General features: G+C 62.1%; 25 protein-coding genes. 17 read left to right on the top strand and 8 right to left on the bottom strand.

Features of this window, described 5'->3' with window-relative positions:
• Positions 1-87 precede the first annotated feature (87 nt).
• Together U5760_RS21495 and U5760_RS21490 are read left to right on the top strand one after the other, a co-directional pair.
• A complete protein-coding gene (locus U5760_RS21495; RefSeq protein WP_322014312.1) occupies positions 88-1,893 on the top strand; it encodes a diguanylate cyclase in 1,806 nt (601 codons plus the stop codon).
• Positions 1,894-2,132: 239 nt separating this feature from the next.
• Positions 2,133-3,701, top strand: a complete 1,569-nt coding sequence (locus tag U5760_RS21490; protein ID WP_322014311.1) for an EAL domain-containing protein — start codon at positions 2,133-2,135, stop codon at positions 3,699-3,701.
• A gap of 68 nt (positions 3,702-3,769) precedes the next feature.
• Here U5760_RS21490 and U5760_RS21485 read toward each other — a convergent pair whose 3' ends face one another.
• From U5760_RS21485 to U5760_RS21475, 3 genes are all read right to left on the bottom strand, one after another.
• Positions 3,770-4,186, bottom strand: a complete 417-nt coding sequence (locus U5760_RS21485) for a universal stress protein (RefSeq protein WP_322014310.1) — start codon at positions 4,184-4,186, stop codon at positions 3,770-3,772.
• 166 nt (positions 4,187-4,352) lie between these two features.
• On the bottom strand, positions 4,353-4,745 hold the full coding sequence (locus U5760_RS21480; protein ID WP_322014309.1) for a hypothetical protein: 393 nt from the start codon (positions 4,743-4,745) through the stop codon (positions 4,353-4,355).
• Entirely contained in the window at positions 4,742-5,380 is a 639-nt protein-coding gene (locus tag U5760_RS21475) for a GNAT family N-acetyltransferase (RefSeq protein WP_415914146.1), read from the bottom strand. The genes U5760_RS21480 and U5760_RS21475 overlap by 4 nt, the downstream gene beginning before the upstream one ends.
• A 252-nt stretch (positions 5,381-5,632) precedes the next feature.
• Between U5760_RS21475 and U5760_RS21470 the strand changes: the two genes are divergently transcribed.
• The gene (locus tag U5760_RS21470) at positions 5,633-6,280 is read left to right on the top strand and encodes a glutathione S-transferase family protein (RefSeq protein WP_322014307.1); all 648 of its coding nucleotides are present in this window, start codon (positions 5,633-5,635) and stop codon (positions 6,278-6,280) included.
• A 35-nt stretch (positions 6,281-6,315) separates the two neighbouring features.
• Here the strand turns inward: U5760_RS21470 and U5760_RS21465 are convergent, their stop codons facing one another.
• Positions 6,316-6,942, bottom strand: coding sequence for a TetR/AcrR family transcriptional regulator (locus tag U5760_RS21465; RefSeq protein ID WP_322014306.1), 627 nt, complete (start codon positions 6,940-6,942; stop codon positions 6,316-6,318).
• Between the two features lie 92 nt (positions 6,943-7,034).
• Here U5760_RS21465 and U5760_RS21460 point away from each other — a divergent pair, with 92 nt between their 5' ends.
• Complete coding sequence (locus U5760_RS21460; protein ID WP_322014305.1) at positions 7,035-8,279, top strand: MFS transporter; 1,245 nt, start codon at positions 7,035-7,037, stop codon at positions 8,277-8,279.
• A 36-nt stretch (positions 8,280-8,315) separates the two neighbouring features.
• Here the strand turns inward: U5760_RS21460 and U5760_RS21455 are convergent, their stop codons facing one another.
• A complete protein-coding gene (locus U5760_RS21455; RefSeq protein WP_322014304.1) occupies positions 8,316-8,570 on the bottom strand; it encodes an RNA-binding protein in 255 nt (84 codons plus the stop codon).
• 231 nt (positions 8,571-8,801) lie between these two features.
• Between U5760_RS21455 and U5760_RS21450 the strand changes: the two genes are divergently transcribed.
• Both U5760_RS21450 and U5760_RS21445 read left to right on the top strand, forming a co-directional pair.
• Positions 8,802-9,485, top strand: coding sequence for a VIT1/CCC1 transporter family protein (locus tag U5760_RS21450; RefSeq protein ID WP_322014303.1), 684 nt, complete (start codon positions 8,802-8,804; stop codon positions 9,483-9,485).
• A 136-nt stretch (positions 9,486-9,621) separates the two neighbouring features.
• Positions 9,622-10,098: a hypothetical protein gene (locus tag U5760_RS21445; protein ID WP_322014302.1), complete on the top strand. Its 477-nt coding sequence runs from the start codon at positions 9,622-9,624 to the stop codon at positions 10,096-10,098.
• Between the two features lie 11 nt (positions 10,099-10,109).
• Here U5760_RS21445 and U5760_RS21440 read toward each other — a convergent pair whose 3' ends face one another.
• Entirely contained in the window at positions 10,110-10,865 is a 756-nt protein-coding gene (locus U5760_RS21440; protein WP_322014301.1) for a DeoR/GlpR family DNA-binding transcription regulator, read from the bottom strand.
• Positions 10,866-11,080: 215 nt separating this feature from the next.
• Between U5760_RS21440 and U5760_RS21435 the strand changes: the two genes are divergently transcribed.
• The 3 genes from U5760_RS21435 (at position 11,081) to U5760_RS21425 (ending at position 12,646) form a co-directional block, all read left to right on the top strand.
• Positions 11,081-11,680: an NUDIX domain-containing protein gene (locus U5760_RS21435; protein ID WP_322014300.1), complete on the top strand. Its 600-nt coding sequence runs from the start codon at positions 11,081-11,083 to the stop codon at positions 11,678-11,680.
• Positions 11,677-11,832, top strand: a complete 156-nt coding sequence (locus tag U5760_RS21430; RefSeq protein WP_322014299.1) for a hypothetical protein — start codon at positions 11,677-11,679, stop codon at positions 11,830-11,832. The genes U5760_RS21435 and U5760_RS21430 overlap by 4 nt, the downstream gene beginning before the upstream one ends.
• Positions 11,833-11,974: 142 nt before the next feature.
• Positions 11,975-12,646 (top strand): response regulator, encoded by a 672-nt coding sequence (locus tag U5760_RS21425; protein WP_415914145.1) that lies wholly within the window; start codon positions 11,975-11,977, stop codon positions 12,644-12,646.
• A gap of 24 nt (positions 12,647-12,670) precedes the next feature.
• Here U5760_RS21425 and U5760_RS21420 read toward each other — a convergent pair whose 3' ends face one another.
• Positions 12,671-15,700: an ATP-binding protein gene (locus U5760_RS21420; RefSeq protein ID WP_322014297.1), complete on the bottom strand. Its 3,030-nt coding sequence runs from the start codon at positions 15,698-15,700 to the stop codon at positions 12,671-12,673.
• A 449-nt stretch (positions 15,701-16,149) separates the two neighbouring features.
• On the opposite strand from U5760_RS21420, the gene U5760_RS21415 reads away from it, so the two are divergent.
• The 7 genes from U5760_RS21415 to U5760_RS21385 all read left to right on the top strand — a co-directional run bounded on the left by U5760_RS21415 (position 16,150) and on the right by U5760_RS21385 (position 23,705).
• Positions 16,150-16,980 (top strand): fimbria/pilus chaperone family protein, encoded by an 831-nt coding sequence (locus U5760_RS21415; RefSeq protein WP_322014296.1) that lies wholly within the window; start codon positions 16,150-16,152, stop codon positions 16,978-16,980.
• Between the two features lie 104 nt (positions 16,981-17,084).
• Entirely contained in the window at positions 17,085-17,840 is a 756-nt protein-coding gene (locus U5760_RS21410) for a DUF1120 domain-containing protein (RefSeq protein ID WP_322014295.1), read from the top strand.
• 56 nt (positions 17,841-17,896) lie between these two features.
• Positions 17,897-18,595, top strand: a complete 699-nt coding sequence (locus U5760_RS21405; RefSeq protein ID WP_322014294.1) for a DUF1120 domain-containing protein — start codon at positions 17,897-17,899, stop codon at positions 18,593-18,595.
• Between the two features lie 538 nt (positions 18,596-19,133).
• Entirely contained in the window at positions 19,134-21,632 is a 2,499-nt protein-coding gene (locus U5760_RS21400) for a fimbria/pilus outer membrane usher protein (protein ID WP_322014293.1), read from the top strand.
• 69 nt (positions 21,633-21,701) lie between these two features.
• Complete coding sequence (locus tag U5760_RS21395; RefSeq protein WP_322014292.1) at positions 21,702-22,226, top strand: N-acetyltransferase; 525 nt, start codon at positions 21,702-21,704, stop codon at positions 22,224-22,226.
• Between the two features lie 114 nt (positions 22,227-22,340).
• Positions 22,341-22,673, top strand: coding sequence for a DUF2322 family protein (locus tag U5760_RS21390; protein ID WP_322014291.1), 333 nt, complete (start codon positions 22,341-22,343; stop codon positions 22,671-22,673).
• Between the two features lie 120 nt (positions 22,674-22,793).
• The gene (locus tag U5760_RS21385; RefSeq protein WP_322014290.1) at positions 22,794-23,705 is read left to right on the top strand and encodes a LysR family transcriptional regulator; all 912 of its coding nucleotides are present in this window, start codon (positions 22,794-22,796) and stop codon (positions 23,703-23,705) included.
• A gap of 25 nt (positions 23,706-23,730) precedes the next feature.
• Here U5760_RS21385 and U5760_RS21380 read toward each other — a convergent pair whose 3' ends face one another.
• Positions 23,731-24,747: a 1-aminocyclopropane-1-carboxylate deaminase gene (locus tag U5760_RS21380; protein ID WP_322014289.1), complete on the bottom strand. Its 1,017-nt coding sequence runs from the start codon at positions 24,745-24,747 to the stop codon at positions 23,731-23,733.
• Between the two features lie 159 nt (positions 24,748-24,906).
• On the opposite strand from U5760_RS21380, the gene U5760_RS21375 reads away from it, so the two are divergent.
• Positions 24,907-25,407, top strand: a complete 501-nt coding sequence (locus U5760_RS21375) for an Lrp/AsnC family transcriptional regulator (RefSeq protein ID WP_322014288.1) — start codon at positions 24,907-24,909, stop codon at positions 25,405-25,407.
• The last annotated feature ends 4 nt before the right edge of the window (positions 25,408-25,411 follow it).

The following is a 25,411-nucleotide window of genomic DNA, read 5'->3' as shown; positions in this document are numbered from 1 at the left end:
GCCGCCTCGCACGTCGCGAGCGGCGGCACCGGCCTTCGGGCGTGCGCCGCCGCACCTCGCGCGCCGCAACGGCTGTTCGGGGAGACCATGGATCGAACGACGGGCCATACGCGGCACAGCGCGCTCTCCGCCATCGTGATGCGATGGCCGCGCCTCATCGTCACGCTCTGCTTCGGCTGCGCCATGGCGCTCGTGCTGATCGTGGGCATCCGCCAGCTCTACCTCATCACCCGCCACGACCTGGAAAGCCGCCAGCGCGATCTGGAGGTGCGGGCCGTGGGCGTGAACGCCCTCATCTCCTCCGAGCAGCGCCGCCTGATGTTCATGCGCGAATATGCGCAGCATGTGCTCGCGTCCACCGATACGCCAGAGCCGTATCCGCCGCATACCGGCAAGGCGCGCCCGGTGGCGCCCCGGCCCGCCACGGGCGTCGATACGTCCCAGCCCGTCTGGCAGGCAAGCGGCGCCATGGACGGCCCGCCCGTGTACGGCACGAACGCCGCCGGCCTCACGGGACTGACCGGTTTTCGCCGCGACGACGACACGCTGCCCGCCGACCTCGCGCTCGCACGGCAGATCGGGCCGCTCCTCGCGATCAGCCAGGACGCGGACGTCGCGCAAAAGACGGTCGCGTTTATCTCTTCGAACGGGCTTTATGTCATCTATCCCGAGCGCGCAGCGAGCAACGTCGAAGCGATGCTGCGCCGCTTCGCCCAGATGCCGTATTACCGCGACCAGCTGCCCGACCGCAATCCGGAGCATCGCCCCATCTGGACGCCGGTCTACACCGAGTTCCAGCAAGGCGAGGCCATTGCGACGCTGAGCGCGCCGGTCTACGCCGGCGGCCGCTTTCGCGGCGTGGTGGTGATGGACGTCACGCCCTCGCGGCTGCTTTCGCTCCAGCTCTCCTCCGGCCTCCTCACCGAAGACGATGCCGGCGCCGACTTCGCACTCCTCAACAGCAACGGCCACACGGTCTATTTCCACGACGGCAGCATGACGAAAATGCGGCCCGCAGCGTTCACCGAAGATCTGATGCAGACCGCACGAGCGTCCGCCGGCCAGTGGCTGGTGCGGGGCGAGGGCCTCTTCGAACGCAAGGGCCGTTACCTGCTCTACCAGCGCATCGGCGGCTCGCAATGGGTGTTGCTGAGCGCCACCGACGACACGGAACTCACGCTCGCCGCCGCATGGCATGTGTTCAGCAGTCCGCTGATCGTCGCGTGGCTCGCACTGCCCGTGCTGCTCTTCGGCACGTTGCGCATCGTGACCCACATTTTCGGACGCTACCTGGACGCGAGCGAGCGGCTCGAAGCGCTCGCCCGCAGCGACCCGCTCACGGGCCTCGCGAACCGTCGCCACTTCAACGAAGCCTTCGCGCAGGCCCTCGATCGTGCCGCCCGAGCGCCCGGCAACACGGAATCCATCGCACTGCTGATGATCGACATCGACTTCTTCAAGCGCGTGAACGACCGCTGGGGGCACGCTGCCGGGGACCGGGTGCTCGGGATACTGGCCGACCTCATGCGCGAGAACCTGCGCAGCGTCGATGTGCCTGCACGCCTCGGCGGCGAAGAGTTCGCGGCACTTTTGCCCGACACGGACCGCGCGACCGCAACGGCCGTGGCGGAGCGCCTGCGCACGGCCGTCGTTGCCCATGTGGCCCAAAGCGCACGCGAGCCCGACGCGACCCGGCCCGAGACGATCCCGTTTTCGATCTCGATCGGCGTGGCGGCGAGCCCCGAAGACTGCCCGGCCGGCTACGAAGCCCTGATTGCCGTGGCCGACCGGCGCCTGTATGTCGCCAAGGAAAACGGCCGCAACCGCGTGGTGTCCGCAGATGCGAAGCCAGGCGGAGCGCTGAACACCGGAGCGGCCTCCCGCGAGGCCTGAGTGGAGCCTTGGTGGAGCCTGGGTGGGGCCTGGAGCCGGACCCAGGCGCCCACGTTGCACGCGCCCCATCCCGTCCTGCACGAAAGCAGCTAACATCGGACGAAAAACCCGAACCTGCGCACAGCCTTTCAATCCACCAACAGCATTAGTGCAGGGCGCCGGTTACGTTGTCCCCAGCCCGTCCCGTTCGTCGAAGCCAAGAGAGCCGCCCGCCCGACATGGTCCGCAGACTGACAGCGTTGGCAACGTTCTTCCTCGTCGCGATCGCCATTCTGGCGACGCTGGCGATCGTCACCTATGCGTTCGACGCGGTGACCGAGCGCCACCAGCGCGGCCAGGTGGACGAATACTCGCGGCGCGCGCTGCTGCGCGCCGAACTCGTGACCGAGGATGCTCAAGCCGCCTTGCGCGAGCTCTCGCAGTACAACGGGCCGCCCTGCACGCCCGAACACCTGCGCCTGTTGCGCCAGGTCGAGGCCGGCCACCGCTACGTGCGCGGGGCCGCCTGGAACGACGGCCGGGGCACCGCCTGCTCCACGCTGGCCGACGCCGGCACGGGCCCGCTGCCGCCGCCCGAACTGACATTGCCGGATGGCTATACGGCCTGGCGCACCCAGACCGGCAAGCCCGGCAGCGAGCAGCAAATGTTCAACATCCGCTACGGCAACGCTATCGTCGTGGTCGATCCGCGCTTTTATCTCGACATCGTGCCGCTCGACACGATCGAAATCGGCCTGCTGGAAACGCACAACACACTCGTCCTCGCGCGCTGGGCGCGCGCCGAGCCGGAAATCATCCGCATGGCGGTACGCAACCACCTCACCTCGACCTACGTGAATGGCCGCTATTACGTGGTGGAGCGCTCGAACCGCTACCCCATCGCCATCGTCGCTTACGAACCCGAGGGCCGCGTCCGTCCCGACTGGCTGCGGCAGATGAAAACGCTCATCCTGCCGGCGCTGATCGCGAGCACACTCATCGCGTGGCTCGTCGTCGCCTGGCGGCGGCGCCAGCGCACGCCGCGCAGCGCCCTGCTGGAAGGCATCCGGCGGCGTCAGTTCGTCGCCTGGTTCCAGCCTATCGTGGAGATGGAAAGCGGCCGCTGCATCGGCGCCGAGGCGCTGGTGCGCTGGCAGCTCGACGACGGCAGCATCATCGCGCCGGACTCGTTCATCCCCATGGCCGAGCAGATCGGCCTGATCCAGCCGATCACCGACCTCGTGATCCGGTCGGTTTTCGAAGGCGTGGGCGAACTGCTCGCCGCGCGCCGCGACCTGCATGTCTCGATCAACCTCACGCCCGACGATCTCGAGACCTCGCGCATGATGGAAACCTTGCAGGCGTGTCTCGACAAGCACCAGGTGCAGGGCAAGCAGATCTGGTTCGAGGCGATCGAGCGCGCCTTCATCGACGCGCGCCGTTTTGCGCGCGTTCTCGACCGCTATCGTGCGCAAGGCCATCGCATCCTGATCGACGATTTCGGCACCGGCTATTCGAATCTGGCCTATCTGCAGGAATTGCCGGTGGACGGCATCAAGATCGACAAGGCATTCATCCACGCGCTCACCACGGGCGCGGAAGTCAACGTGATCGTGCCGCACATCATCGCCATGGCGCAGAGCCTGGGACTCACGATGGTCGCGGAAGGCGTGGAAACCGACGCCCAGGCCGAATGGTTGCGCAATCACGGCGTTCAGTTCGGTCAGGGCTGGCGCTACGCGAGAGCGATGCCGGCGGCGGAGTTCGTGCGTTATGCGAGCGCGGCACCGGCCCCGCAACGCACGATAGGCGTGACGAATCTGATGTGAGTGGACGTAATGCGTAATGCGGCCGGTCGGGCGATGCGTGGCGCATCGCCCGACCGGCAGAACCGGTTTTACTGCAACAGCGTGACGGGCGTGTGAGTCAGGCGGCGCAGCCGGGCAAGCACGCCCCACTTGCGAAAGAAACCCAGGCGGCTGGCGTCGATCACGACGATGTCGGCGTGGCTGCGCTCCGCGCAGGCCGCGATGATGCGCGCGGGCTGGCCGAACACGCGCTTCCAGGTGTAGGGCACGCCCGCATCGTCGAGAATCGCGCGCGTGCGCAATAGGGCATCGCGCATGGCGTGCTTTTCGGAAATCCGCAGTTCGGCCAGTGTGCGGAAGGCGGTGCTCCGGTCATGTCCCACCTCGCCGAGCACTTCCACGATCTCGACTTCGGAGACGCAACGTTCCGCGAAAAGAAACGCGCCGTGGCGCGCGGCTTCCAATGCCCCGTTGCGGTCGAGTATGGGAATCAGCAGTTTTAACACCTGGAACCTCGCTGGGCCGTGGCCCGCTGCTTTGTGATGCACTCGCGTCCTGAGTGCCTGATGCCACGATACCGGGCGGCCGCGCAAAATGCTGCAAAGAACCTGGAGAGAGCCGCAAAAATTCCGTAAACGCACGGGATGCCCGAAGCGCTGCCGGAGGCGAAGGTCACGCCTTGAGACCCGGATTCAGTTCGGCATGCAGAACGACGAGCCAGCGCCGCGGGCATTCACGCGCGATCTCGATGCCCGGTAGCGGGCCGTGCGTGCCCTTGCGGATATAGCCGCGCTCGCGGGCATGCTGCCACGCTCTGCGCGCGTCGGCCTGCACCCAGAAGCTCACGAGCGCACAGGTCACGCAACTGAACACGAGCGAGGGCATGGCCGTGACATCGGGGTCGAGGGCCTGCGCCGCCAGGCCAAAAAGCATGGACAGTACCTGGCTGAATACGATCGTCACCAGCACGATCTTGAGGAACGCCCGCCCGCGCATGGCGGCGCGAATGCGCGCTTCCTCCTCGTCCGGTCCCGGCGGTGCGGGCCTGCGTATGTCGTCGCTCATGCCGGCAGATGCGCATAAGCGCCGCGCGGCAGCACGATGGGCTGCTTCCAGGCCGGGAACGGCTGCACGGCGGTGGCGGGCTTGCAGAGAATCGCGCTGTCGTAGCCGCGGCCCGCAAAGCGCACGACATCGACGAGGCTGAAGCCCTGCGCGCGGTAGTAGTCGATCAGGTGTGCAGCGGGGAAAGGCGTATCGAGCGCGAGTTGCGTGAAACCGCGCGCGGCAGCCCAGTGTCCCGCGAAGGAAAGCAGAGCACGGCCGATACCGCGATGCTGCCACGAAGGATCGATAGCGAACTGGTGCACCGAAGCAACGTGACGCAGCCGATAGTGTTCGCAAGGGGATTCGCTGTCGCGCGCTTCGACCGTCATGGTGCCCACGATGCGGCCGTTGCACACGGCCACGAAGCAGTCGCCGGCCAGCGCGCGTTGCCGCGTGACGCTCGCCGCCTGATCGACGCACGAGCAGTGCAGCCCGAGTGCCGCAAGCTTTGAGAAGGCGCGGTGCAGCAGCTTCGTGAGATGCTCCCAGGAATCGTGCTGCGGATCGAAACGCCGCAACACGAGGCGTCCAATGCCCGGCTGCATGCAGGTGATCCTTTCTCCATTCCCCGACGGTACGTGCTGTTTCGACATGGTCACTCCAGTCCATCCCATGTACGAAAGTCTAGGGTTCGCCCCAGGGCGGCCACAAGCAAAAATGTCGTAAAAACCGGGGGTGTTTTGTGTTATCGGCGCGTTATGCCCCGCGTCGGCAGGTGGCGCCATTTGCATGCGCGCACAAGCGGTTCAAGGTATCCACGGCACGCCTGCCATAATAGCGATATGCACCAATGCGTGACGGCGCAACGCCGTTCCGACCTTCTCCAACCCGTGTAAAAGAAGCCGATGAAGACGCTGTTCTACTACCCCAGCAACGCCAGCATGGCCCCGCACATCCTGCTCGAAGAAATCGGGCAGCCGTTCGAACTGCGTCTCGTCGACCGGGCCCACAAAGAGCACAAGTCCGAGCCTTACCTCAAGCTCAATCCGAATGGCCTGATCCCCGTGCTGGTGGACGGCGACTTCGTGCTCTATGAAACCGCCGCCATCTGCCTGCATCTCGCCGATACGCACCCCGGCAGCGCACTGGCCCCCGCGCTGGGCACGCCGCAGCGCGCCCACTTCTACAAGTGGCTCATGTGGCTCACGAATACGCTGCAGACCGCGCTGATCGCCTATTTCTATCCCGAGCGCTGGGTCGAAGCAGGCAATACCGAAGGCGCGCGCCAGGTCGCCGCGCAGGCCGAGGCGAAAATCGCTACCCTGCTCGATCAACTCGAAGCGCAACTGGCGGCATCGGGCGGACCGTGGCTGCTCGGCGACTCGTACACGGCACTCGACCCGTATGCGCTGATGCTGTGCCGCTGGACGCGCGGCTTTCACCGGCCGGCGCGAACCTGGCCGCACCTCGGCGCGTATCTCGCGCGCATACTCGAACGCCCGGCCGTCGTGCGCGCGTTCGAGACCGAGCAACTCGCGCAACCGTGGGTGTAAGCGCGTAGTCGCCGGCGCCGGCGCGGCCCGTTGCCTCACACTGGGCGCCGGCGTGAAAGCCACGCATCCACCAGCCCGATCAGCGCCCGTCGCAGCCCGGGCGTGGCCAGCGTGCCTTGCCGCGCGGCTTCGTGCACGGCGCCCGCCAGCGCTCCGGCCAGCACTTGCGCGCCAATCCGCATGTCTTGACCGGCTGCACGCGTATTGATGGCGAACACCGCCTCATAACCCTTGCGGCATTCGGCCTCGAAACGATCGTAGGCGACGCGCGTGTCCTCCGCGCGCGGACTCTCCTCCAGCAGCACCCGATGCGCGCGCGGATGCCGGCTATGCACGGCAATCATCCCGTCGACGAGCGCCGCGATACGCCTCGTGCGCGGCGTGCCCGGATCGGCAGCGGCATGCAGCACCGCCAGCACCTCTTCCAGATGGCGCCGTCTGACCGCCTCGATCAGCGCCAGCTTGTTCGGAAAGTACTGGTAAAGCGAACCGATGCTCGCACCGGCGGCCTCGGCGACCGCGTTGGTGGTGAGGCCCGCCCAGCCGCGCTCGCCCAGAATGTGAGCCGCCGCGTCGAGAATCGCGTCGGTCGTCGCGCGTGAACGCGCCTGGCGCGGCGCTTTGCGCATCGTGCTGGCCGCCTGCGGAATGCGAGTAGCCAAAGCGGGTTCCCCAGTATGAAATATGAGCAATATGCTCGCATTCTCCATCGCCTGCAAAGCGGCGCGGAATGCAGGTTCACGAAAGGGAATCCATGAAAGCCGATAGACCGCCGGAGGTGGCTGCGGGCACACGTGGCCTCGCGCTCTATCTGGCCGGCCGCTTTCTGATCGAAGCGGCAGCGCTGGCGCAAGCGACCGTCACGGGATGGTTGATCTACCGGCTGTACGGCGCACCGTTGGCGCTCGGCATGATCGGGCTCGTGCAATTCGTGCCGATGGCGCTGCTTACGCTGCCGGCAGGCGAATGGTGCGACCGCCTCTCGCCACGGCGTCTGCTGATAGCGGGCCTCGCACTGCAGGCTGTTTGCGCGCTCCTGTTCGCCTGGCTCGCGTGTGCGCCTGTGCCCGGACTCGGGTTGTTCTATGCATTGCTGTTTGCAAGCGGTGCCGCGCGTGCCGTCATTGAACCTGCCGGTCAGGCGCTGCTGCCTGGTCTTGTGAATGCGGCCGTGCTGCCGCGTGCGATCGCCCGCTCGTCGGCGGTCTGGCAGATCGCGGTGATTGCAGGGCCGGCGCTGGGCGGCGCGGCTTGTGTATTGGGAGCCCCGTTCGCGTACGCCACGTGCGGCCTCGCGCTACTCGCCTCCATCGCAGCCACCGTCGCGCTACGTGCCCACCGGGTCGCACCGGTCGAGCGTGCCACCCTGAAAACTCGCCTTGCGCGCGTGCGCGAAGGACTCAGATTCGTGCGTTCGCAGCCTGTGGTGCTGGGTGCGATTTCGCTCGATCTGTTCGCCGTGCTGCTGGGTGGCGCGAGCGCCCTTCTCCCTGTCTATGCACGCGACATCCTGCATACGGACTCGTTTGGACTGGGCCTGTTGCGCAGCGCGCCCGCGGCAGGCGCATGCCTGATGGCGCTCCTTCAGTCGCATCGGCCACCCCGGCGCACGATAGGCCTGCAACTGTTCGCCGCCGTCGCCGCATTCGGCCTCGCTACGCTCGTCTTTGCGTTCTCCACCTCGTGTGCCCTCTCGCTCGCAGCCCTCGCCCTGCTCGGCGCGAGCGACATGGTTAGCGTCAACATCCGCACTACGCTCGTGCAGCTCGCGACGCCCGAAGCCATGCGCGGACGCGTCGCCGCCGTCAACATGCTGTTCATCGGCGCTTCGAGCGAACTGGGCGCGTTCGAGTCCGGTGTGGCCGCCGCGTTGTTCGGGACGGTGGCTGCCGTAGCCATCGGCGGTGCAGGCACACTCGCCGTCGCGGCCGTGTGGATGAGGCTCTTTCCCGCGCTCAGAAAGGCCGACCGTCTGCCAACCCTGCAGTCGGTCAATTGAACAGGTGTCCGAATAAAAACAGGACGACGATCCGCCTCAGATGAACCGTTCGCGGCCAACTACTGCCGTGATCCTGCGGTTCTTCCAGTAGAGATGGTGAAGCCGGGACTGCAGGCTCGAGAGCGCAGCGCCGTCGATCGAATTGAAAATCAGCGAAACGGCGGGTTGCGAACCGTCCCCCTCCAGAAAAGCGATCTCGTCGAACTCAGGAAAGCCGTATTTCACGATCAGATCGCGAATCTCGTCGCCGGTCGTGCCGGGTTCGATATTGCTGAGCAGCATGTGCATCATTTCGCTTCTCCATCCGCCTGGGGGCGTCGCGTCGTCGGTCTCATGGTACCGACACGAAGCTCATATTAAACACGTTCGAGGTCCGCGATGCGCCGCAGCAGCGCACCTTTGCGCCATTCGCCGCGCCGTGCCGCGCTAAAACAGGGTTGCGCCACGAGAAACATAACGCGTTCGCAGCACTACAATCAGAGCCGACTGCCTTCGCGCCAAAACTCCGACAAAGGACGCCTCATGCAGAACGCAACGGCTGCATCCGGACTCGATCACACCGAGCAGCGCGAGCCCGTGCTCGATACCGTGGACCGCGTTTCCGAACTCTGCTTTGGCCTCTTCATGGCGCTCACGTTCGTCGGTGCGGTCTCCGTGGTGAGCGCCGGCCCCGGCACGGGCCGCAAGCTGCTCTATTCGGCGCTCGGCTGCAATCTCGCCTGGGGGCTGGCCGACGCCGTGATGTTCCTCGTGCGCACCATCATCAACCGCGGCAAGCGCCTCTCGCTGGCATTGCGCATCAAGCGCGAGGCCAATGCCAACGCAGCCATCCAGACGCTGCACGATGCGCTGCCCTCTTCGCTGCGCGGACTCGTCGCCGTTCAGGAACTCGAAATGATCCGTGCGCGCATCGCAGCCATGGAAACACTGCCGCGTCGCTCTCGCCTCAGCGCTGCGGACTTTGCCGGCGCGCTCGGGATCTTCGCGATCGTCGTGCTTTCGACTTTTCCCGTGGCGCTGCCCTTCGTTCTGTTCGACAAACTGTCGGTCGCGCTCGTCGTTTCGCGGGTGCTCACGCTGCTCATGCTCTTCGCGGGCGGTTACGCGCTGGGCCGCTTCGCCGGGACAAGCGGCTGGCGCGAAGGACTGGCCATGGTCGCGCTCGGCTGTGCGCTCACCGCGGCCATCGTGGCACTGGGCGGCTAGACTCCGCCCATAGGCAAGCTTTCATTTACCCATCAATTTGTTACACCTCTTACGGAGCACCCAGTCGTTTAGTTACAAAAACCTTTCGAATGGAAAGCTATACTCGGCCCCATCTCAAAAACGAAAGGATTTTTCCATGTCGAAGCAGCTCGCCCAACTGATCGCGATCGCCTCGTTCGCCGCGGCAACCGCCATCCCGGCCACGGCAAGCGACATGAACAACGCGCTGGGCGGCGCACTCGGCGGCGTAGCGGGCGCGGCGCTCGGCGGTGCCGTGGGCGGCAGCACCGGCGCCGTGATTGGCGGTGCCGTGGGTGGTGGCGCGGGCGGTGCCGTCACCTCGAATCGCCGCGAGCGCACGGGCGCCATCGTCGGCGGCGCGCTTGGCGGCGGCGCAGGGGTAGCGGCCGGCAACGCAATGGGCGGCCGCACCGGCGGCCTGATCGGCGCGGCCGTGGGCGGCGGCGCGGGCTCGGCGCTAGGCGGCAACGTGTCGCGCTCGAACTCGTATGCCGACGACTATTCGCGCGGCTATCGCGGGGATCATCGTGGCGGGAATCGCGGCGAATATCGTGGCAACCAGGGGCACCACAAGCATCGCCACTACGATTGAAGCGCTTCGCCTCAGGCGCGCACGACGGTCACGCCGGCCGCCTCGACCGGTGCGATCAGCTTCTCCGGCGTCGCGGCTTCGACAATGATCGTCTGCGCCATGGCCAGATCGCCGATCCGGTACTTCGAGGCCGCATTGAGCTTGGCCGCCGACGCAAGCACGACGGTCTCGGCCGCGCGATCCGCTAGTGCGCGTTTGATATAGGCCTCCTCGTAGTCCCCCGTGCTCAATCCCGCCTGCGGATGCACGCCGGTTACACCCATGAAGTAGAGGTCGGCGTGAATGTGCGAGATCGCCTCGACGGCGGCGGCGCCGACCGAAACGATCGAATGCTTGTAGAGCCGGCCGCCTATCAGCACGACCTCCAGCCTGGGATGCTCCGCGAGCGCCACCGCGACGCTCGGACTATGCGTCACGATGGTGGCCTCGAGATCGGGCGCGAGCTGGGCCACGAGCAACGCCGACGTGGTCCCCCCATCGACGATCGCCACCTGCCCCGGCGCGATCATCGCGGCGGCACACCGCGCGATGCGCCGCTTGGCCCCCGTTTCCATGTCCTGGCGCTGCGCGAACGGCGCCACCGCGGGCGAAGCCGGCAATGCACCGCCATGCACGCGCTGAAGCCGGCCCTCAGCGGCCAGCTCCCGCAGGTCGCGGCGCACGGTGTCCTCCGATACCCCGAACCGCTCGCTCAATGCGGTGGCGAGCACCTGCCCTTCGCGCCCGAGCGCTTCCAGAATGGCTTTCTTGCGTTGACTCGTCAGCATGGGTTTGCACGAAATTTCTTGATATTGCACGAAACTGCACGTTACCATGGAAAGCCTTGATCTGTCGAAGGGAGCTTCCGGTTGGGCAGAAGAAAGCCGTGAAGAAAACGAATGCGCGGCTGGGCACACCACCGGCCGCCCGGCTTGCCTGACCTCGATGGATTCGCGTGTTGATACAAGGACGATGGCGTGACGTCGCCAAAGACGAGGATTCAATGACTGCAACAAAAGACCGGATTCGCATCATCGAAACCACCGTGCTTTCCGACGACTGGTACGTGCTGAAGAAGGTGACATTCGACTACCAGCGACGCGACGGCTCGTGGCAGCAACAGAGTCGCGAGACCTACGATCGCGGCAACGGCGCCACGATTCTTCTGCAGGATCCGGCCAGCGGCAACGTCGTCCTCACACGGCAATTTCGCATGCCGACCTTCGTCAACGGCCACGACGGCATGATGCTCGAAGCGCCCGGCGGTCTGCTCGACGACGCGGCCCCCGACGAACGCATCTGTGCGGAGGTCGAAGAGGAAACGGGCTACCGCGTGCGTAATCTGCGCAAGGTATTCGAGGCGTATATGAGCCCCGGTTCGGTAACGGAGAAGCTCTACTTCTATCTCGGCGACTACGACCCGCGCGAGCGCCTGGGCCCAGGCGGCGGCGTGGCCGCGGAAGGCGAAGATATTGAAGTCGTCGAACTGCCGCTTGGCGAGGCGCTGCGCATGATCGAGCGCGGCGAGATCGTCGACGGAAAGACGATCATGCTCTTGCAGCATCTCGCGCTCCTGCAGCACGCGAAAGGAAGCGCAACGTGAAGCCGCAACTGATCCTGATCGCAGGTCCATATCGAGGTGGCACCGACGGTGACGTTGAACTGGCCCGCAAGCTCGCCATACCGGTTTATTACCAGCTAGACGACGTGCCCTGTCGCGGGGCAACCCCGCATGATGGTCACGCCCATACCTGAGATTGACAGCTCCCCCAAGTCCGACGCCTCCAGTTGACGCTGCTCTTTCGTCTGAACGTTAGTCAGCGCTCCCGTTCCGGGCTATGATGGTGCAACGTCGTAAGTGAGGTGTACCAACATTGCCAGCCAGCGGGGGGACCCAATGGAATCGTTCATGATTCGCGTCGTACTCGTAGACGACCATCCCGGCATGCTGGCCGGGATCGAATACAGCCTCTCGAATGTCATGGGTATCAGCGTTGTTGGTGTGGCGCACAGCTCCACCGAACTGGTAGCGCTACTCGACAGCAGCCCGTGCGACGTAGTCGTCTCGGATTACGTCATGCCGGACCAGCGATTTGGCGATGGACTTTCGTTGTTCAGCTTGCTTTCGCGCCGTTATCCCGACGTGAAATTAGTGGTGCTCACCATGCTGAATAGTCCATCGGCGGTTCGGAGCATGCTCGAGTTCGGTATTTCTCGGCTGGTCAGTAAATCGGATACGCTTACGTACCTGGTTCCGGCGATACACGCCGCCTACACGGGCGGACGCTATTTTTCTCCGACCGTCAACCAGGTTGTGCAGGAGCTACAGGTGTACCGCCAGTCACTGACCACGCCGCTGAGCCAGCGCGAAATCGAGGTTGTGCGGCTGTACGCGTCAGGCTTGACTGTCAATCAGATCGCGGAGCGACTCAAGCGTAGCAAGAAGACCATCAGCACACACAAGCACAGCGCAATGGCCAAACTCGGTTTCAAGTCGGATACCGAACTGCTGCATTACGCACGAGATCAGGGGTTGGCCTCGGGTGCCCACCAGGCCCAGTCCACATAGCCGCCCCTACGGGAGTCGACCTGGTTAGTCATCGCCTCCCTCACCTGATCGCAGCGCCAACGTTTCCCTACCCAGATGCTCCCATTCACCCAATGCTTCCAGCAGCGTGTCGAACGCTTCCCCGCGCGCCAGGTGCTCAAGCTCGTTGCAGCGCTCGACAAATGCGGACTCGTGAATCATTGCAAATCCGCCTTTGACGGAATGCAAGTACTGCAGTATTTCATCACGCCTCCGTTGCACCGCACCCCGGCGGATCTCGGCAGCCAGGAGGACAAACGTTTCGCGCAATTTTCGAACGACCGGTTCTGGCAATTCGCCGCGCGCGAAATCGAAACCCGACGATAAAACTGGACCATCGTTTGCGCCGGCCCCGATCAATTCGCGAATCGTCCGGTCAAGTTCATCGATCAATAAAGGCCTGACGAGCACTACATCGATTCCGGAGGCGCGGCACCGTTCGTGCACTTCAGGGTCGACATGCGCGGTAATCGCGATAATGGGCACTTTTACGCCCTGGGCCCGCATATGACGGGCCATATCTGGGCCATCCATGACGGGCATGCTGACATCGGTCAGGATCAAGTCAAAATGATGTACTGCGAAACGTTGCAGAGCGTCGACGCCATTCTCCGCAGTTTCGACATCCTGACCGAGTTCCAGAAGCTGAAGTTTGACCAGCTCGCGATTCGCCGCAGTGTCGTCCACGACAAGGAAGCGAAGCTTGAGAGCGTCTGTTGACGAGGTCTCCTTCGTCGTACCGGAGAGGGCCTCCGGCCCATTCTTTTCCTGGGACGAAACCACGCGCAGCGGGAGTTCGATCGTAAATGCGCTGCCGACCCCGGGTTCGCTCTCGAGGGTAATAGTCCCGTGCATCAACTGCACGAGCCGTTCGCAGATCGCCAGTCCGAGTCCGGTACCACCGTACCGCCGTGAGATTGACGGATCTGTCTGGGTAAACGGCCTGAACAGCGTGGCCTGATGCTCGCGACAAATTCCCGGTCCTGTATCCGTGACCGCGATACCCACCGGCGAGTCCGGCTCGTCGCCGGTAAGGTAGACCTCCAGAGCGACTTCTCCCTGCTCGGTGAATTTGATCGCATTGCTAATCAGATTGAACATTATCTGGCGAATTCGGGTGGGATCTCCGATGTAGCGCCCAGCAAGAGACGAATCAATCGACTTTTCAAATCGCAGACCTTTCGAATGCGCGATCGGTGTAAACGCCGCCGATGTCTGCTCCGCGATTCCAGCGAGATCGAACGGAATCGCTTCCAGCACCAGCCGGTTGGTCTCCATTTTTGTAAAGTCGAGAATGTCGTTGATAATCCCCAGTAGCAAGGACGTCGCGGATGTGACCGCTTGCAGACGCTGCGTCTGCAATTCGGACATCTGCATGCGATTCAGTAGCTCCAGGTTGCCCAGAATCACGTTAAGAGGCGTGCGAATTTCGTGGCTGGTCGCCGCGAAAAACGCAGACTTCGCGCGGTTCGCCGCGTCGGCTAAATCGCGCGCGTTTTTCAGCTCTCTTTCGACCTCTTTTTGCGCCGTAATATCGATGAACGTGCACAAGATTGCTTCGGAACCGCGATAGCGGGATGGCACCAACGTCATCTGCAAGTCGAGAGCCCTGCTCTCTTCGGGAATCGAAATCGCCAGTGATTGAGGCTTGCCGTTGATCTCCCGCTGTGTGCTGCGCGCGTAGCCGGACACCGCGAACTCCATTAACGGAAGCCGCGCAGCATCGGCTCGCTGCATATATTCCGCCGCTGCCTCGTTTTGCAAGAACACTTCTCTCGATGCCGGATCGATCAGCGCGATTCCGGCCGGCGAGTTCTCGACTACCGCGCGGTTGAGCTGCTCGCTTTCGTAAATCAGGTGCGACTGCCGCCGGCCGGGCGCAAACACCTTGCGCTCGAGCCAAAACCACATTGTCCAGACAAGCACTACGACGACAAAAGCGGCAAGAATATTCAGCCACACGCCGGATGACAACTCGCTGGCCATCGTCGCGAACGAGAAATAGCGTATGAATGTCCAGCCTGGTCCAACCAGATACGCCCTGAGCAGAACGTGCCCGTTTATAAAACGGCTATCCGGTTTGCTCTCACGCGAGTCGAGCGGCGGGATCTTGCGCATGACCGGCGGGATAGTCCGAGTCGCCTCTGTCGGCCCCGGCGTGCCGAACAAGACGGTGGACCCAGGCAAAACGAGCCCGGCAACCTCGCCGAAACGCTCCTCGCCGATGATTGACTCGAGTTCTTTGAGCGGCAGTGTGCTACCGAGGATCAGAAACGGCCGATTGCCGAGCAGTGCAGCCTGTACGACCGTGCTGGACGAATCGCCGGTTAAGCGATCCGGGTTTGGAGCAAGCCAATGAATGTTGCCATCCGTCAAATTTTCGGTATGTGCGGGGTCACCGGGCGAGACATCAGGTATCACTCCTCGCAGCTTTGCATAGGCTTGCGCATAAGAGGTAACGGGTCGTTCGGCCGCCTCCCGCGGCGACCGTATGATCACGATGAACTTGCGGTCGGGACTGAACATATAGGAGGTGAAACTAAGACGCTCCCCTAGCCACTGCAGATAAGCGCCGCCGCGGTAAGCATAGTCGTCAGCCAATGCCAGATACCATGCGTAGCGGGCGTAACCATCGGGTTCGTCGGGAGCTGCCCATACCTCCATCTGAATCGGATTTTCCGGATGCCTGATCGTCAGCGTACCTTTTTGTCCGATCAATTGATCGAGCAAAACGCGATTCGGTGCCAACCGGGGCGCCACGGTCTGCTCGTAGATCGCACTGATACGAACCCAGAGTTCGCGCCGCGCAAAGGCCAGTTGCATGCCGGCCGCCTGCCCGCTGAATTCCGAGTACTGCTCATGAACGAAATCTCCGACGAACAGCACCAGCGTCATCAGACAAACGACGATCGGCACCATCGAGATGATGCCCGCCGCCCATAGCGTCAACCGCCGGTAGCGCTGCAGCACACCCGGATCGAGAGCGCCCGGCGCTTCGTTCCGTTGCGTTTGCCCATTGCCTTGCAGCCATTGCACTTTGCCTCCTGCGAGAGATTCGAGTGCCAGACACAGTATGAGCCTAAAGAATGGCCTATCACATGCACGTGTTTACTAACGTGCCGCGCATAACCCCAGAGCGGACATTTGCACCGCCGCTCCCGGCATCTGCCACTTGACGAGGGTTCCATTCCCGCAGAACGACTCAACGGAGCCCGGCCGCCTCGCTGCTCTGAATTGGTGCATCCCATTCCCGGACTTGTCCTGGGCCGCTGTGCTGTGAATTTCCCGAATGCCGATCTTCAACGGCCGACTTGAAGCCGATACTTGCACTCATGTTGAACGGCTGATGCAGGGCGAGCGAGAGCACGAAACCACGAGGATCAGCCACCGAAGCTTCACGGCACAGCTGCTGACCGCTTCCCTCGAGCTTGTGACCTTCCCGTGGAAGGTAGCGAGCCTTTCTTGTCAAAATTATGGAGATTTAGATGCGCATTCCTGACCGACTGGCTCTGTCGCTGATCGCTGGTGTTACGGGTCTAGGCGTGTTGTGCGGACACGCGATGGCGTCGGCGGTGTTACCGAGCACCTCCGTTCTGGTAATCAACGAGGCCGATAAAGAAGGTTCGATTGGTGTGAAGAATACCGACAAGGTACCCGTGCTCCTTTACACGAAGATCGCTCGTCTGGACGACGAAGATCTGGACGCGGCACTGATCCCCACCCCCGCTGCCGTGCTTGTCCAGCCCGGCGAAACCCAGGTGGTACGCGTGCTGTATCGCAGCAACCAGTCGCTCGACAAGGAACACCTGGCCCGTGTCATGTTCATGGGCATTCCTCCTAAAACCGATCAGCCAGGACGTATCAGCCTCATGCTCGGCCAGGATTTGCCAGTAGTCATCCGTCCCAAGGGCTACAAGCCCGTAGACAACAAGTGGGAATACCTGAAATGGCGCATTAGCGGTGATCAGCTTTGTGTGTCCAACGAGACGAAATACGCCGTGCGTTTTGTGAACGCCGTCAAACTCGTACCCGGCGACAAGAACGTGAGCATGCCGAAACCCTACTCGTTACCGGGTTCCGATAATTGCGCACCGCTGCCCTCCGGTTATATGCCGCAGGCTGGCGCGCAAGTCGAGTTCTCGGCCGTGTCTGACTACAACTACATTCTGGATGGAAGGCGCGCGTCGATCGAGCATGTTGCGCCGCAAGCGCCAGGCAAGATGCCCTCGACGGGTGAAGTACAACGCGCACAACCGGACAATGAGGTCGGTGCATCGGCTGCACCCGATCAGCCTTCGGCCGCGCCCGGTGCGTAACGTCAGAACGCCGCCTGATCGACGGCGTACTGCGCACATAGAGCAAAACATGGCGGATGTGTTGCGGAAAACCCAAGGTGTATTGACAGTGATTGCGAGGCAATTTGAATCATCTTTACCCGGTCTACCAATCACGTTCTATTTATATGGGAGTATTTTTCATGCGTTTTTCCAGACTTTCGACACTCGCCGCTGCGTTGTGTGCGTGTGCCACTTTCAGCACCGCCCACGCACAGTCGGCAAATGTCAACGTACAGGGTGTAATCACTCCACCGGCATGCTCCGCGCAGTTCGTTGGCGGTGCCGATCTCGACTGGGGAGTCATTTCGCATAACTCATTGAGTGCGGCGACGATGACGGTGCTCACCCCGAAGAACGTTACGCTGCAAACACAATGCGAGGAGGGTCTGACGACCCGCATGGCATTCTGGGCAGCTGACGCCAATCCGGCTTCGGCAATGGCAGGTGTTCGGGTGCAGGGCACCAGTACTGCGAATGGCGATGATGTGAACCGGGTTTTCGGCATCGGCATGGATCCGGTCACGAACCAGAAACTTGGCAACTTCACCATGATCCCAACGAGCTCTTCTTACGACGGAACGGTTAGCTCAACGTACTTCGGTTGGGTCAATACCAGTACGCACACTGAGACGAACTTCACGCGTGCTGCCTTCGATGGCTACGGCTATCAGAAGAACACAGACATGACAGTGTATGACACGAACAGCAACCCGGCCCTCGCCAACACGTTCACATTCTCGATGGACGTGGTACCGCAACTGAACAATTCGTCGGCCATCACGAACACGCAAGAAGTGCCATTCAGCGGTACCGCACAGTTCTACGTTCGTTACTTCTAAGCCATGGCGAATATAGATTTATCGAATCATTTTTCACTCACATAGGAATACTTATCATGAGACTTTCCAAAATTTCGACTCTCTTAGCGGGTCTGTGTGTAATCGCGGCTGCCGGCACTGCCCATGCACAGTCGGCGAATGTCAATGTACAGGGCTTGATCGTCCCGCCGGCCTGCTCGGCGCAGTTCGTCGGCGGCGCCGACCTCGACTGGGGGAACATTTCGCATAACTCGCTGAACTCGTCGTCGATGACGCTGCTCAGCAAGAAGAACGTCACGCTGCAGACGCAGTGCGACGATGGGTTGACAACGCACATGGCATTCTGGGCGGTCGATGCGAATCCCCAGTCGGCCATGACTGGTATGCGAGTGCCCGGCACCAATGGTGCTAACGGAGATGACTCGAACCGCGTTTTCGGCATCGGCATGGATCCAGTCACAAATCAGAAGATCGGCAACTTCACGATGATTCCGACGACTACGTCCTATGACGGCACAGTCAATGAAACGAACTACGGCTACGTCAAAACCAGCACGCACGCCGAGACGAGCTTCACCGCGTCGAACTTGAACGGCACAGCGTATGACAAGACCGCGGACTATACGGTGCTTGATGCGACCAACAATCCGGCTGTCGCCAATACGTTTACGTACTCGTTCGATGTGTACCCGCAGTTGAACAAGTCCACGGCCATCACGAACTCGCAGGAAGTGCCGTTTAACGGTACCGCACAGTTCTACGTGCGTTACTTCTAAACATCCTGCGTCACGCCAGTGACGCAGGATGAGGCGGCCGGTGTGCCGCCGGATGGCCGTGTGTGCCGTGCTGCGGTGCACACGGCCGCTTTCGCATCCGATTCCTTCAGATCTTTCCAGTTGGCGGCGGCACCCAACTTGCAGCGCTAGCAGCCTTATCTCCCCGCTCCCTCCACCCGCCACGGGCGTCATCAAACCCCAATTATCTGACCACGGACGGCACCCCGATCTCGGACAGCGGGCCGTTTGGGACTTGTCCTAGGAAACTGGGGAGTTGACTTCCCGGATGCTCATAGGTGCGAAGACCAAAGCGCGCGATACTTTTACTCATACCGAACGGCAAATTTACCGGACTCGAAACTGGCAACCGGGATGGCAGAAATTCTCCGTATTTTCTGATCCGCATTATCCATCCACATTTCACCAGTTAATTTTCTCGCTTCGACGGACAAATACCCTTGCCGTAGCTCCGCTTTAATCCAGTCAATGACCGTATAAAGCAGAAAATCCTCAAGCGCACGAACAGACCAGGAACCCCATGCAAAAACGCAGCCGAAATGCACGCAACGGAGCAAACACACTTCGACCGCAGCGCATCGTGCTCGCGATGGCATTTGCCCTTGCCCCCCAGTTTGGCTGGAGCCAGGGCGACGCACTGCAATTCGACGCCAATGCGCTGAAGGCCGTGGGGATTGAGGCCGACCAGATCCATAATATTCTTGCGCAAACAGAAAAACCCACCGGGAAAATGGAAGTTGGGATCAATTTTAATGGCAAATATACTGGCGTTCGTGAAATCAGCTTTGACAAGGATGGAATCGCGTGTCTCGATGACATGTTTGTGGACGCGTTCTCCGTCAAGAAAGATCTTCTAAATATCAGCAAGGATACGGGCTGCATCGACATAAAAAGCGTCTCGCAGCTCGATGCACGTTATGAGCGCACGGAAAATACGTTGCACGTGAGCATTCCGGATTATTATCTGGACAGCAACTCGGATTTCAAGAACATGCAATCCGGCGGATTCGGCACATTCCTCAATTACAACGTCAATATGGGGCGTGGAGTCAGCGGATCGTCAACGTCCGACACCATGACGGCGTTGATGACCTGGGGCGCGAATATCGGCAATTACCTGTTCCGTTCGGATTTTTCCTACGGTAGCTTCAGCTCGTCCTCGGGGCTGAATTACAGCAATTTCAGCCTGAACAACGCCTACGTGGAAACCGATGTCGCCGAAACCTACCGGGTACGCGCCGGCTACATTAGCGTCGGCAATACTCTGTTTGGTGCCGGGCAGATCCACGGCTTCCATATCGACAACAACGTCGGCATGCACGGCGGCGATTCGACCGTCAGAGTCAGCGGCACGGCATCCGACTACGCACAGGTCGAAGTGTTCCAGCAAGGGCGGCTAATCTTTAGCCGGCCGGTTCCCGCTGGCGCATTCACATTCGAAGCTGTGCCGCTGCACACCACTTACGCGGATGCCGAGGTGGTCGTGCGCGAAACCGCCGGCGGCGAGCAACGCTTCGTTATCCCGAAGGCGGCTTTCTCTGTGAGCAGCGAGATGGTGTCGCGCTTTTCCGCGTTTGCCGGCATGATGGATTCAACGCGCGGCCTGGGAACGGGACCGCTGCTCGGCATCGAATATCGTTTTCCGTTTATCGAACGCATGCAGCCGTTCGTGGGTACATTGCTGACCAAAAACTATATCGGCGCCGGCGTCGGGACCGACATCAGTCTGATGCCGTTCAATACGCGCGGCAATACCAACCTCAGCGTTTCGCGCAGCGGAAACAAGGGCGATCTGGGGATGCGGTTCAGCAGCAATCTGTCGGCCCAGTTCGGCACAATGAATCCCTATCTGTCATTTAGCTGGCAAAGCGGCCTGTATCGCGACCTCGGCCTCAGCCAGCAAGACATACTGGCTGCCGAGAATGGCTGGGACCTGCAGGACATCCGTTCCTTCGCGCCGCGCTACAGCTTTAGCGCCGGTGTGAGCAAGCCGCTCACGGAACGCCTGAGCGCAGGCGTGGCGTTGTCGACCAATACCTATTACAGCCAGCCGACCAGCAACTCACTGTCCACATCGCTCACCTACGCGTCCAGACGCTTTACGCTGAGCGGCAATCTGAACTACGGCTGGACTCAAACGAATCAAGGACAACCCGGCAACAAGATGTGGTCCGCCTTTGTCAATCTGCGCGTTCCGTTCACACTGGGTGGCAAGCCCGGTTCGTCGACCTCGTATGTCAGTCGCTACGGCGACACCATGCGCTACGGCACGCGCATCGACCAGCAGATCACCGACAACCTGAAGCTCGGCGGTGGCGCCGAAATGACGCAGGCCACCTCGACCAACACCAGCAGCATGCGCCACTTCGCTCAGGCATTCTGGCGCACACCGTACACCAACACGAGTGCGTACTACTCCGGCACGAGCAACAACAGTCGCAGCTACAGCATGAACCTGAGCGGCGCAGTGGTTGCCACCGGTAGCGACTTCGTGCTGGTGCCGGACCGTGTTCAGGACACGTTTGCGGTCGTGGACACGGGCGTCAAGGGATTTGTCGGCGTCGACACACCAACTGCACGCGTGGTCACGAACTACGATGGGAAGACGGTCGTGCCGCAACTATTCGAAGGCAAGCCGAACGTGGTGAATATCGTCACCAAGACGCTGCCCGATGGGGCCTACGTCAAGAACCCCCGCCAGGAAATCAGTGTCAAGCGCGGTGCCGTCGGTCGCATCAATTACACTTCCGATCAGGCACGTCAGTACCTCGTAAAGATTGCCGCGGGGCAAGTGAATTTTCCGATGGGCACTGAAGTACTGAGCGACAAGGCCGAGTCGATCGGGTATCTCGTCGACGAAAATATCCTCATGCTCGATGAGCATGGAATTGAAATGTTATCGCAAGGCGATGCCCGGCTGACCGCGGGAGGCGGTCCGCAGTGCCGCATCGGGAAGCAGAAAATCGACTCGTCGGCGTCGGCCGAGCTGATTGAAATCGAAGCGAGCTGTGCAGATTGATACGGACGTGCGTGGCCTGTACCAGGCATGTTCTTTGGACATGAACCTCACTATTCACCCACCCTTACCATGACCCTCGTAGTCCGCCCCGAGCAGCCGTCCGACGTCGCCGCCATCGAATCTCTCACTACGGCAGCGTTTCTCGATGCCCCGCACACGAGCCACACGGAACAGCACATCGTGAACGCGTTGAGAAGAGCAGGACAACTTACCGTTTCACTCGTCGCGGAAGACGGGAGCACGATTGTCGGACACGTGGCGGTTTCGCCGGTTGCGATTTCAGGTGGCCGGAACGATACGGAGCACTGGTATGGCCTCGGCCCGATCTCCGTTGCGCCCGCGCGGCAGCGCGAAGGCATAGGCAGCCGGCTTATGGAAGCGGCGCTCGCGGAACTGCGCCGTCTGGGCGCGGCGGGCTGCGTGCTGCTGGGCGACCCGCACTACTACGGGCGCTTCGGTTTCAGGTCCGAGCCAAGGCTGGTGCTGCCCGGCGTGCCGCCCGAGTATTTCCAGGCGCTGGCGCTGCAAGGCGGCTTGCCATCGGGTATCGTTTCGTACCACCGTGCATTCGAGGCCCAGGCACCCGCGCCTTGACGGGCCAGAGCGACGCACCGCCCGGCTCATGCCCGCGCTTCCACCCATGCATGACAATGAGATCAGCTAAGATACGGGCCGCCTGTCTCTTACCAACTCAACGGAGTGTTTTGAGTGATTCAACCGACCCACGTATTCAAGGACAACCTCGCGCAACTGCCGGCCATTGACGGCATCGAGCGCATCGATCTGATCGACGGCCGGGGCGCCGTGCTCGCCAGCATCGAAAACAAGCCGGGCAAGCAGGGATCGCTCGCGGTCTATCACTACCTGAAGCAGGCCTTCGGTACGCTGGACGCCCGCGCCGCCGAGCACGGCCTGGCAGTGTTCGCCGAACACACGGCCGATGCGCGCAGCCGCCCCGGCGCGCATCCGAACGTGGATCACCTGCTGGCCATCGCGGCCGGTGGCGAGCCGCTGCGCATCGACGTGATTGCGGCGGCCTGAACGCCGCCCTTGCTGTGCGCCGCGTGGGATCGTCCCATGCGGCAATGCAGTATTTCAGTTGACCGGCATATTCCTGGCAAATGCCTATAATTCGGCTTATTTGCTTTATGGATAATCCGGATGACCATGAAGCTCGACCTGAATCTCCTGCGTGTGCTGGTCGCCATCCACGATTCGGGCAGCGTCACGGCAGCCGCGAAACGCCTGAAGATGAGTCAGCCCGCCGTGAGCGCGGCGCTTTCGCGGCTGCGCGATTCGCTCGACGACCCGCTGTTCATCCGCCAGTCCGACGGCATGGCGCCCACGCCTCGCTCAGACGCCCTGACGCATAAGGCAAGAGAAGTGCTCGATGCCATCGATCACGGGATCCTGAGCGCACCCGAGTTCGATCCCGCCACGAGCGACGACGAGTTCGTACTGGGGCTTACCGCGATCGGCGAGATCGTGTTCCTGCCAAGGCTCATGAAGAAGATGCGCGAGCGCGCCCCACGTGCGACGCTGAGAAGCATGAGCCTCGCGCCCGACCATCTGGAAGAAGCGCTCGCCAGCGGCGAAGTCGATCTTGCGCTAGGCCATTTTCCGGATCTTCAGAAGTCCGGAGTCATGCAGCGGCGTCTCTTCTCGCACGACATGGTGTGCCTGGTCCGCACCGGCCACCGCATCAAGGGACCGGGCATGAGCGTGGAAGAATTCAGCGCGGCCGAGCACGCGCTCGTCAAGGAAGGCAGCCGAACCCAGGAGATGTTCGAGGCCGCGCTGGCCGAGAACGGCATCCAGCACAATATCGTGCTTCAAACATCGCACTACCTCAGCATTCCGGTCGTCATTGCGGAGTCCGATCTGGTGGTGGTGGTGCCGCGAACCATGGGGAACATCCTTGCGGACTGCGTGGCGGTGCGCGTGGTCGAGCCGCCCACGGGCATTCCGCCGTTCGACGTCAAGATGTACTGGCACCGCCGCTTCGAGCAAGATCCGAAGACAATGTGGCTGCGCGATCTCGTGGTCGAAATCTTCGCGGACAGCCCGGATTGAGTGCAAACGCAGCAGCGGCGCGAACTCAACCGTCGCGGAAGATAAAGCTATACGCGCTCAACGCGGGCACGCCGCCCAGATGGGCATACAGCACCTTCGAGCCCGGCTCGAATTCTCCGCGGCGAACCTTGTCGATCATGCCGTGCATCGACTTTCCTTCGTACACCGGATCGGTCAGCATGCCCTCCATCCGCGCGCACAGGCGAATCGCCTCCAGCGTGCCCTCGTTGGGCAAGCCGTATTCCGGACCGCCGTAGCGCGTATCGAGCACCACGTCCTTTTCGTCGATACTGCGGCCCAGATCGACGATTTCGGCCGTATGGCGAGCGATCCGCGTGATCTGCGCGTGGGTCTTTTCGGGCGTGGCCGAAGCGTCGATGCCGATCACGCGATTCGCGCGCCCGTCCGCCGCAAAGCCGACCACCATGCCCGCCTGCGTGCTGCCCGTCACCGAGCACACGACCACATAGTCGAACTCGAAGCCGAGCTGCGCCTCCTGCTGCCGCACCTCCTCCGCGAAGCCCACGAAACCGAGCCCGCCTAGCGGATGTTCCGAGCAGCCGGCCGGAATCGGATACGGCTTGCCGCCCGCCTTGCGCACGCTTTCGAGTGCGTCTTCCCAGCTCGGGCGAATGCCGATGTCGAAGCCGTCCGGCACGAGCCGCACGTCGGCGCCCATGATGCGCGAGAGCTCGATATTGCCCACGCGATCGTAGACGGCGTCGGAGTAGTTGACCCAGTTCTCCTGCACGAGCACGCACTTCATCCCGAGATGCGCGGCAACCGCCGCCACCTGGCGGGTCTGGTTCGACTGGATGCCGCCGATCGACACGAGCGTATCGCAGCCTTGCGCGAGCGCTTCGGGCACGAGGTATTCGAGCTTGCGAGTCTTGTTGCCGCCGAACGCGAGACCGCTGTTGCAGTCCTCACGCTTGGCATAAAGCTCCACCTTGCCGCCCAGATGCTCGCTCAAACGCTTGAGCGGCTGGATGGGCGTAGGCCCGAACGTCAGCGGATAACGGGGAAAGCGTTGCAGGTTCATCGGGTCTCTCCTGAAAGGTCGAACGCGGGCTTGCCGGTAGAAAAATGATAGACAGACAGGCGAGAAATGAGCTTGCGAAATCAATGACATTGGCCTACGTTAATAACGATATTTTTATCAATTGAACACTTTCAGTTTGCTTTTCCGGAGTTATACGCAATGAAATTACGAAGGGAATCCACCGGCACGGCGGATGACGCACCCGCGCTGGATCGCATCGACCGTGCGATCCTCCGGCATCTTCAGCAGGACGCCTCCATCTCGAACGTAAGCCTCGCGGCAAAGGTAAAGCTGAGCGCGCCGGCCTGTCTGCGGCGCGTGGAACGGCTCAAGGAGTTGGGGTTGATCCGCAGCGTCGTGGCGCTGCTCGATCCCAAGGCGCTCGGCGCGGGGATGCTGGTGGTGATCGGCTTCGTGCTCGACCGCTCGACGCCCGAAGCGTTTGCCGCGTTCGAGAAAGCGGCCCAGAAGGTCTCGGGCTGCATGGAATGCCACGTCGTGACGGGCGAGTTCGACTACTTCATGCTCGTGCGCACGCGCGACAACGAGAGCTTCAATCGGCTGCACGCGGAACAGCTTCTGTATCTGCCGGGTGTGCGGCAGGTCCGCAGCTTCATGGTGCTCAAGGAGATTCTGTCCACGCACGCGCTGCCGCTGTAACACG

Source organism: Paraburkholderia sp. J12 (assembly GCF_905220215.1).
In the GTDB taxonomy this organism is placed as follows: Bacteria; Pseudomonadota; Gammaproteobacteria; order Burkholderiales; family Burkholderiaceae; genus Paraburkholderia.
This window is presented reverse-complemented; position numbering and strand designations above follow the sequence as displayed.

Bases quoted from the DNA above. Each gene is read 5' to 3' on its own strand.
- U5760_RS21475 (WP_415914146.1), bottom strand. From the start codon at position 5,380: ATGTCGAAACAGCACGTACCGTCGGGGAATGGAGAAAGGATCACCTGC.
- U5760_RS21470 (WP_322014307.1), top strand. From the start codon at position 5,633: ATGAAGACGCTGTTCTACTACCCCAGCAACGCCAGCATGGCCCCGCAC.
- U5760_RS21400 (WP_322014293.1), top strand. From the start codon at position 19,134: ATGCAAAAACGCAGCCGAAATGCACGCAACGGAGCAAACACACTTCGA.
- U5760_RS21375 (WP_322014288.1), top strand. From the start codon at position 24,907: ATGAAATTACGAAGGGAATCCACCGGCACGGCGGATGACGCACCCGCG.
- U5760_RS21405 (WP_322014294.1), top strand. From the start codon at position 17,897: ATGAGACTTTCCAAAATTTCGACTCTCTTAGCGGGTCTGTGTGTAATC.
- U5760_RS21435 (WP_322014300.1), top strand. From the start codon at position 11,081: ATGACTGCAACAAAAGACCGGATTCGCATCATCGAAACCACCGTGCTT.
- U5760_RS21455 (WP_322014304.1), bottom strand. From the start codon at position 8,570: ATGATGCACATGCTGCTCAGCAATATCGAACCCGGCACGACCGGCGAC.
- U5760_RS21415 (WP_322014296.1), top strand. From the start codon at position 16,150: ATGCGCATTCCTGACCGACTGGCTCTGTCGCTGATCGCTGGTGTTACG.
- U5760_RS21395 (WP_322014292.1), top strand. From the start codon at position 21,702: ATGACCCTCGTAGTCCGCCCCGAGCAGCCGTCCGACGTCGCCGCCATC.
- U5760_RS21385 (WP_322014290.1), top strand. From the start codon at position 22,794: ATGACCATGAAGCTCGACCTGAATCTCCTGCGTGTGCTGGTCGCCATC.
- U5760_RS21495 (WP_322014312.1), top strand. From the start codon at position 88: ATGGATCGAACGACGGGCCATACGCGGCACAGCGCGCTCTCCGCCATC.
- U5760_RS21480 (WP_322014309.1), bottom strand. From the start codon at position 4,745: ATGAGCGACGACATACGCAGGCCCGCACCGCCGGGACCGGACGAGGAG.
- U5760_RS21425 (WP_415914145.1), top strand. From the start codon at position 11,975: ATGGAATCGTTCATGATTCGCGTCGTACTCGTAGACGACCATCCCGGC.
- U5760_RS21440 (WP_322014301.1), bottom strand. From the start codon at position 10,865: ATGCTGACGAGTCAACGCAAGAAAGCCATTCTGGAAGCGCTCGGGCGC.
- U5760_RS21450 (WP_322014303.1), top strand. From the start codon at position 8,802: ATGCAGAACGCAACGGCTGCATCCGGACTCGATCACACCGAGCAGCGC.
- U5760_RS21380 (WP_322014289.1), bottom strand. From the start codon at position 24,747: ATGAACCTGCAACGCTTTCCCCGTTATCCGCTGACGTTCGGGCCTACG.
- U5760_RS21445 (WP_322014302.1), top strand. From the start codon at position 9,622: ATGTCGAAGCAGCTCGCCCAACTGATCGCGATCGCCTCGTTCGCCGCG.
- U5760_RS21460 (WP_322014305.1), top strand. From the start codon at position 7,035: ATGAAAGCCGATAGACCGCCGGAGGTGGCTGCGGGCACACGTGGCCTC.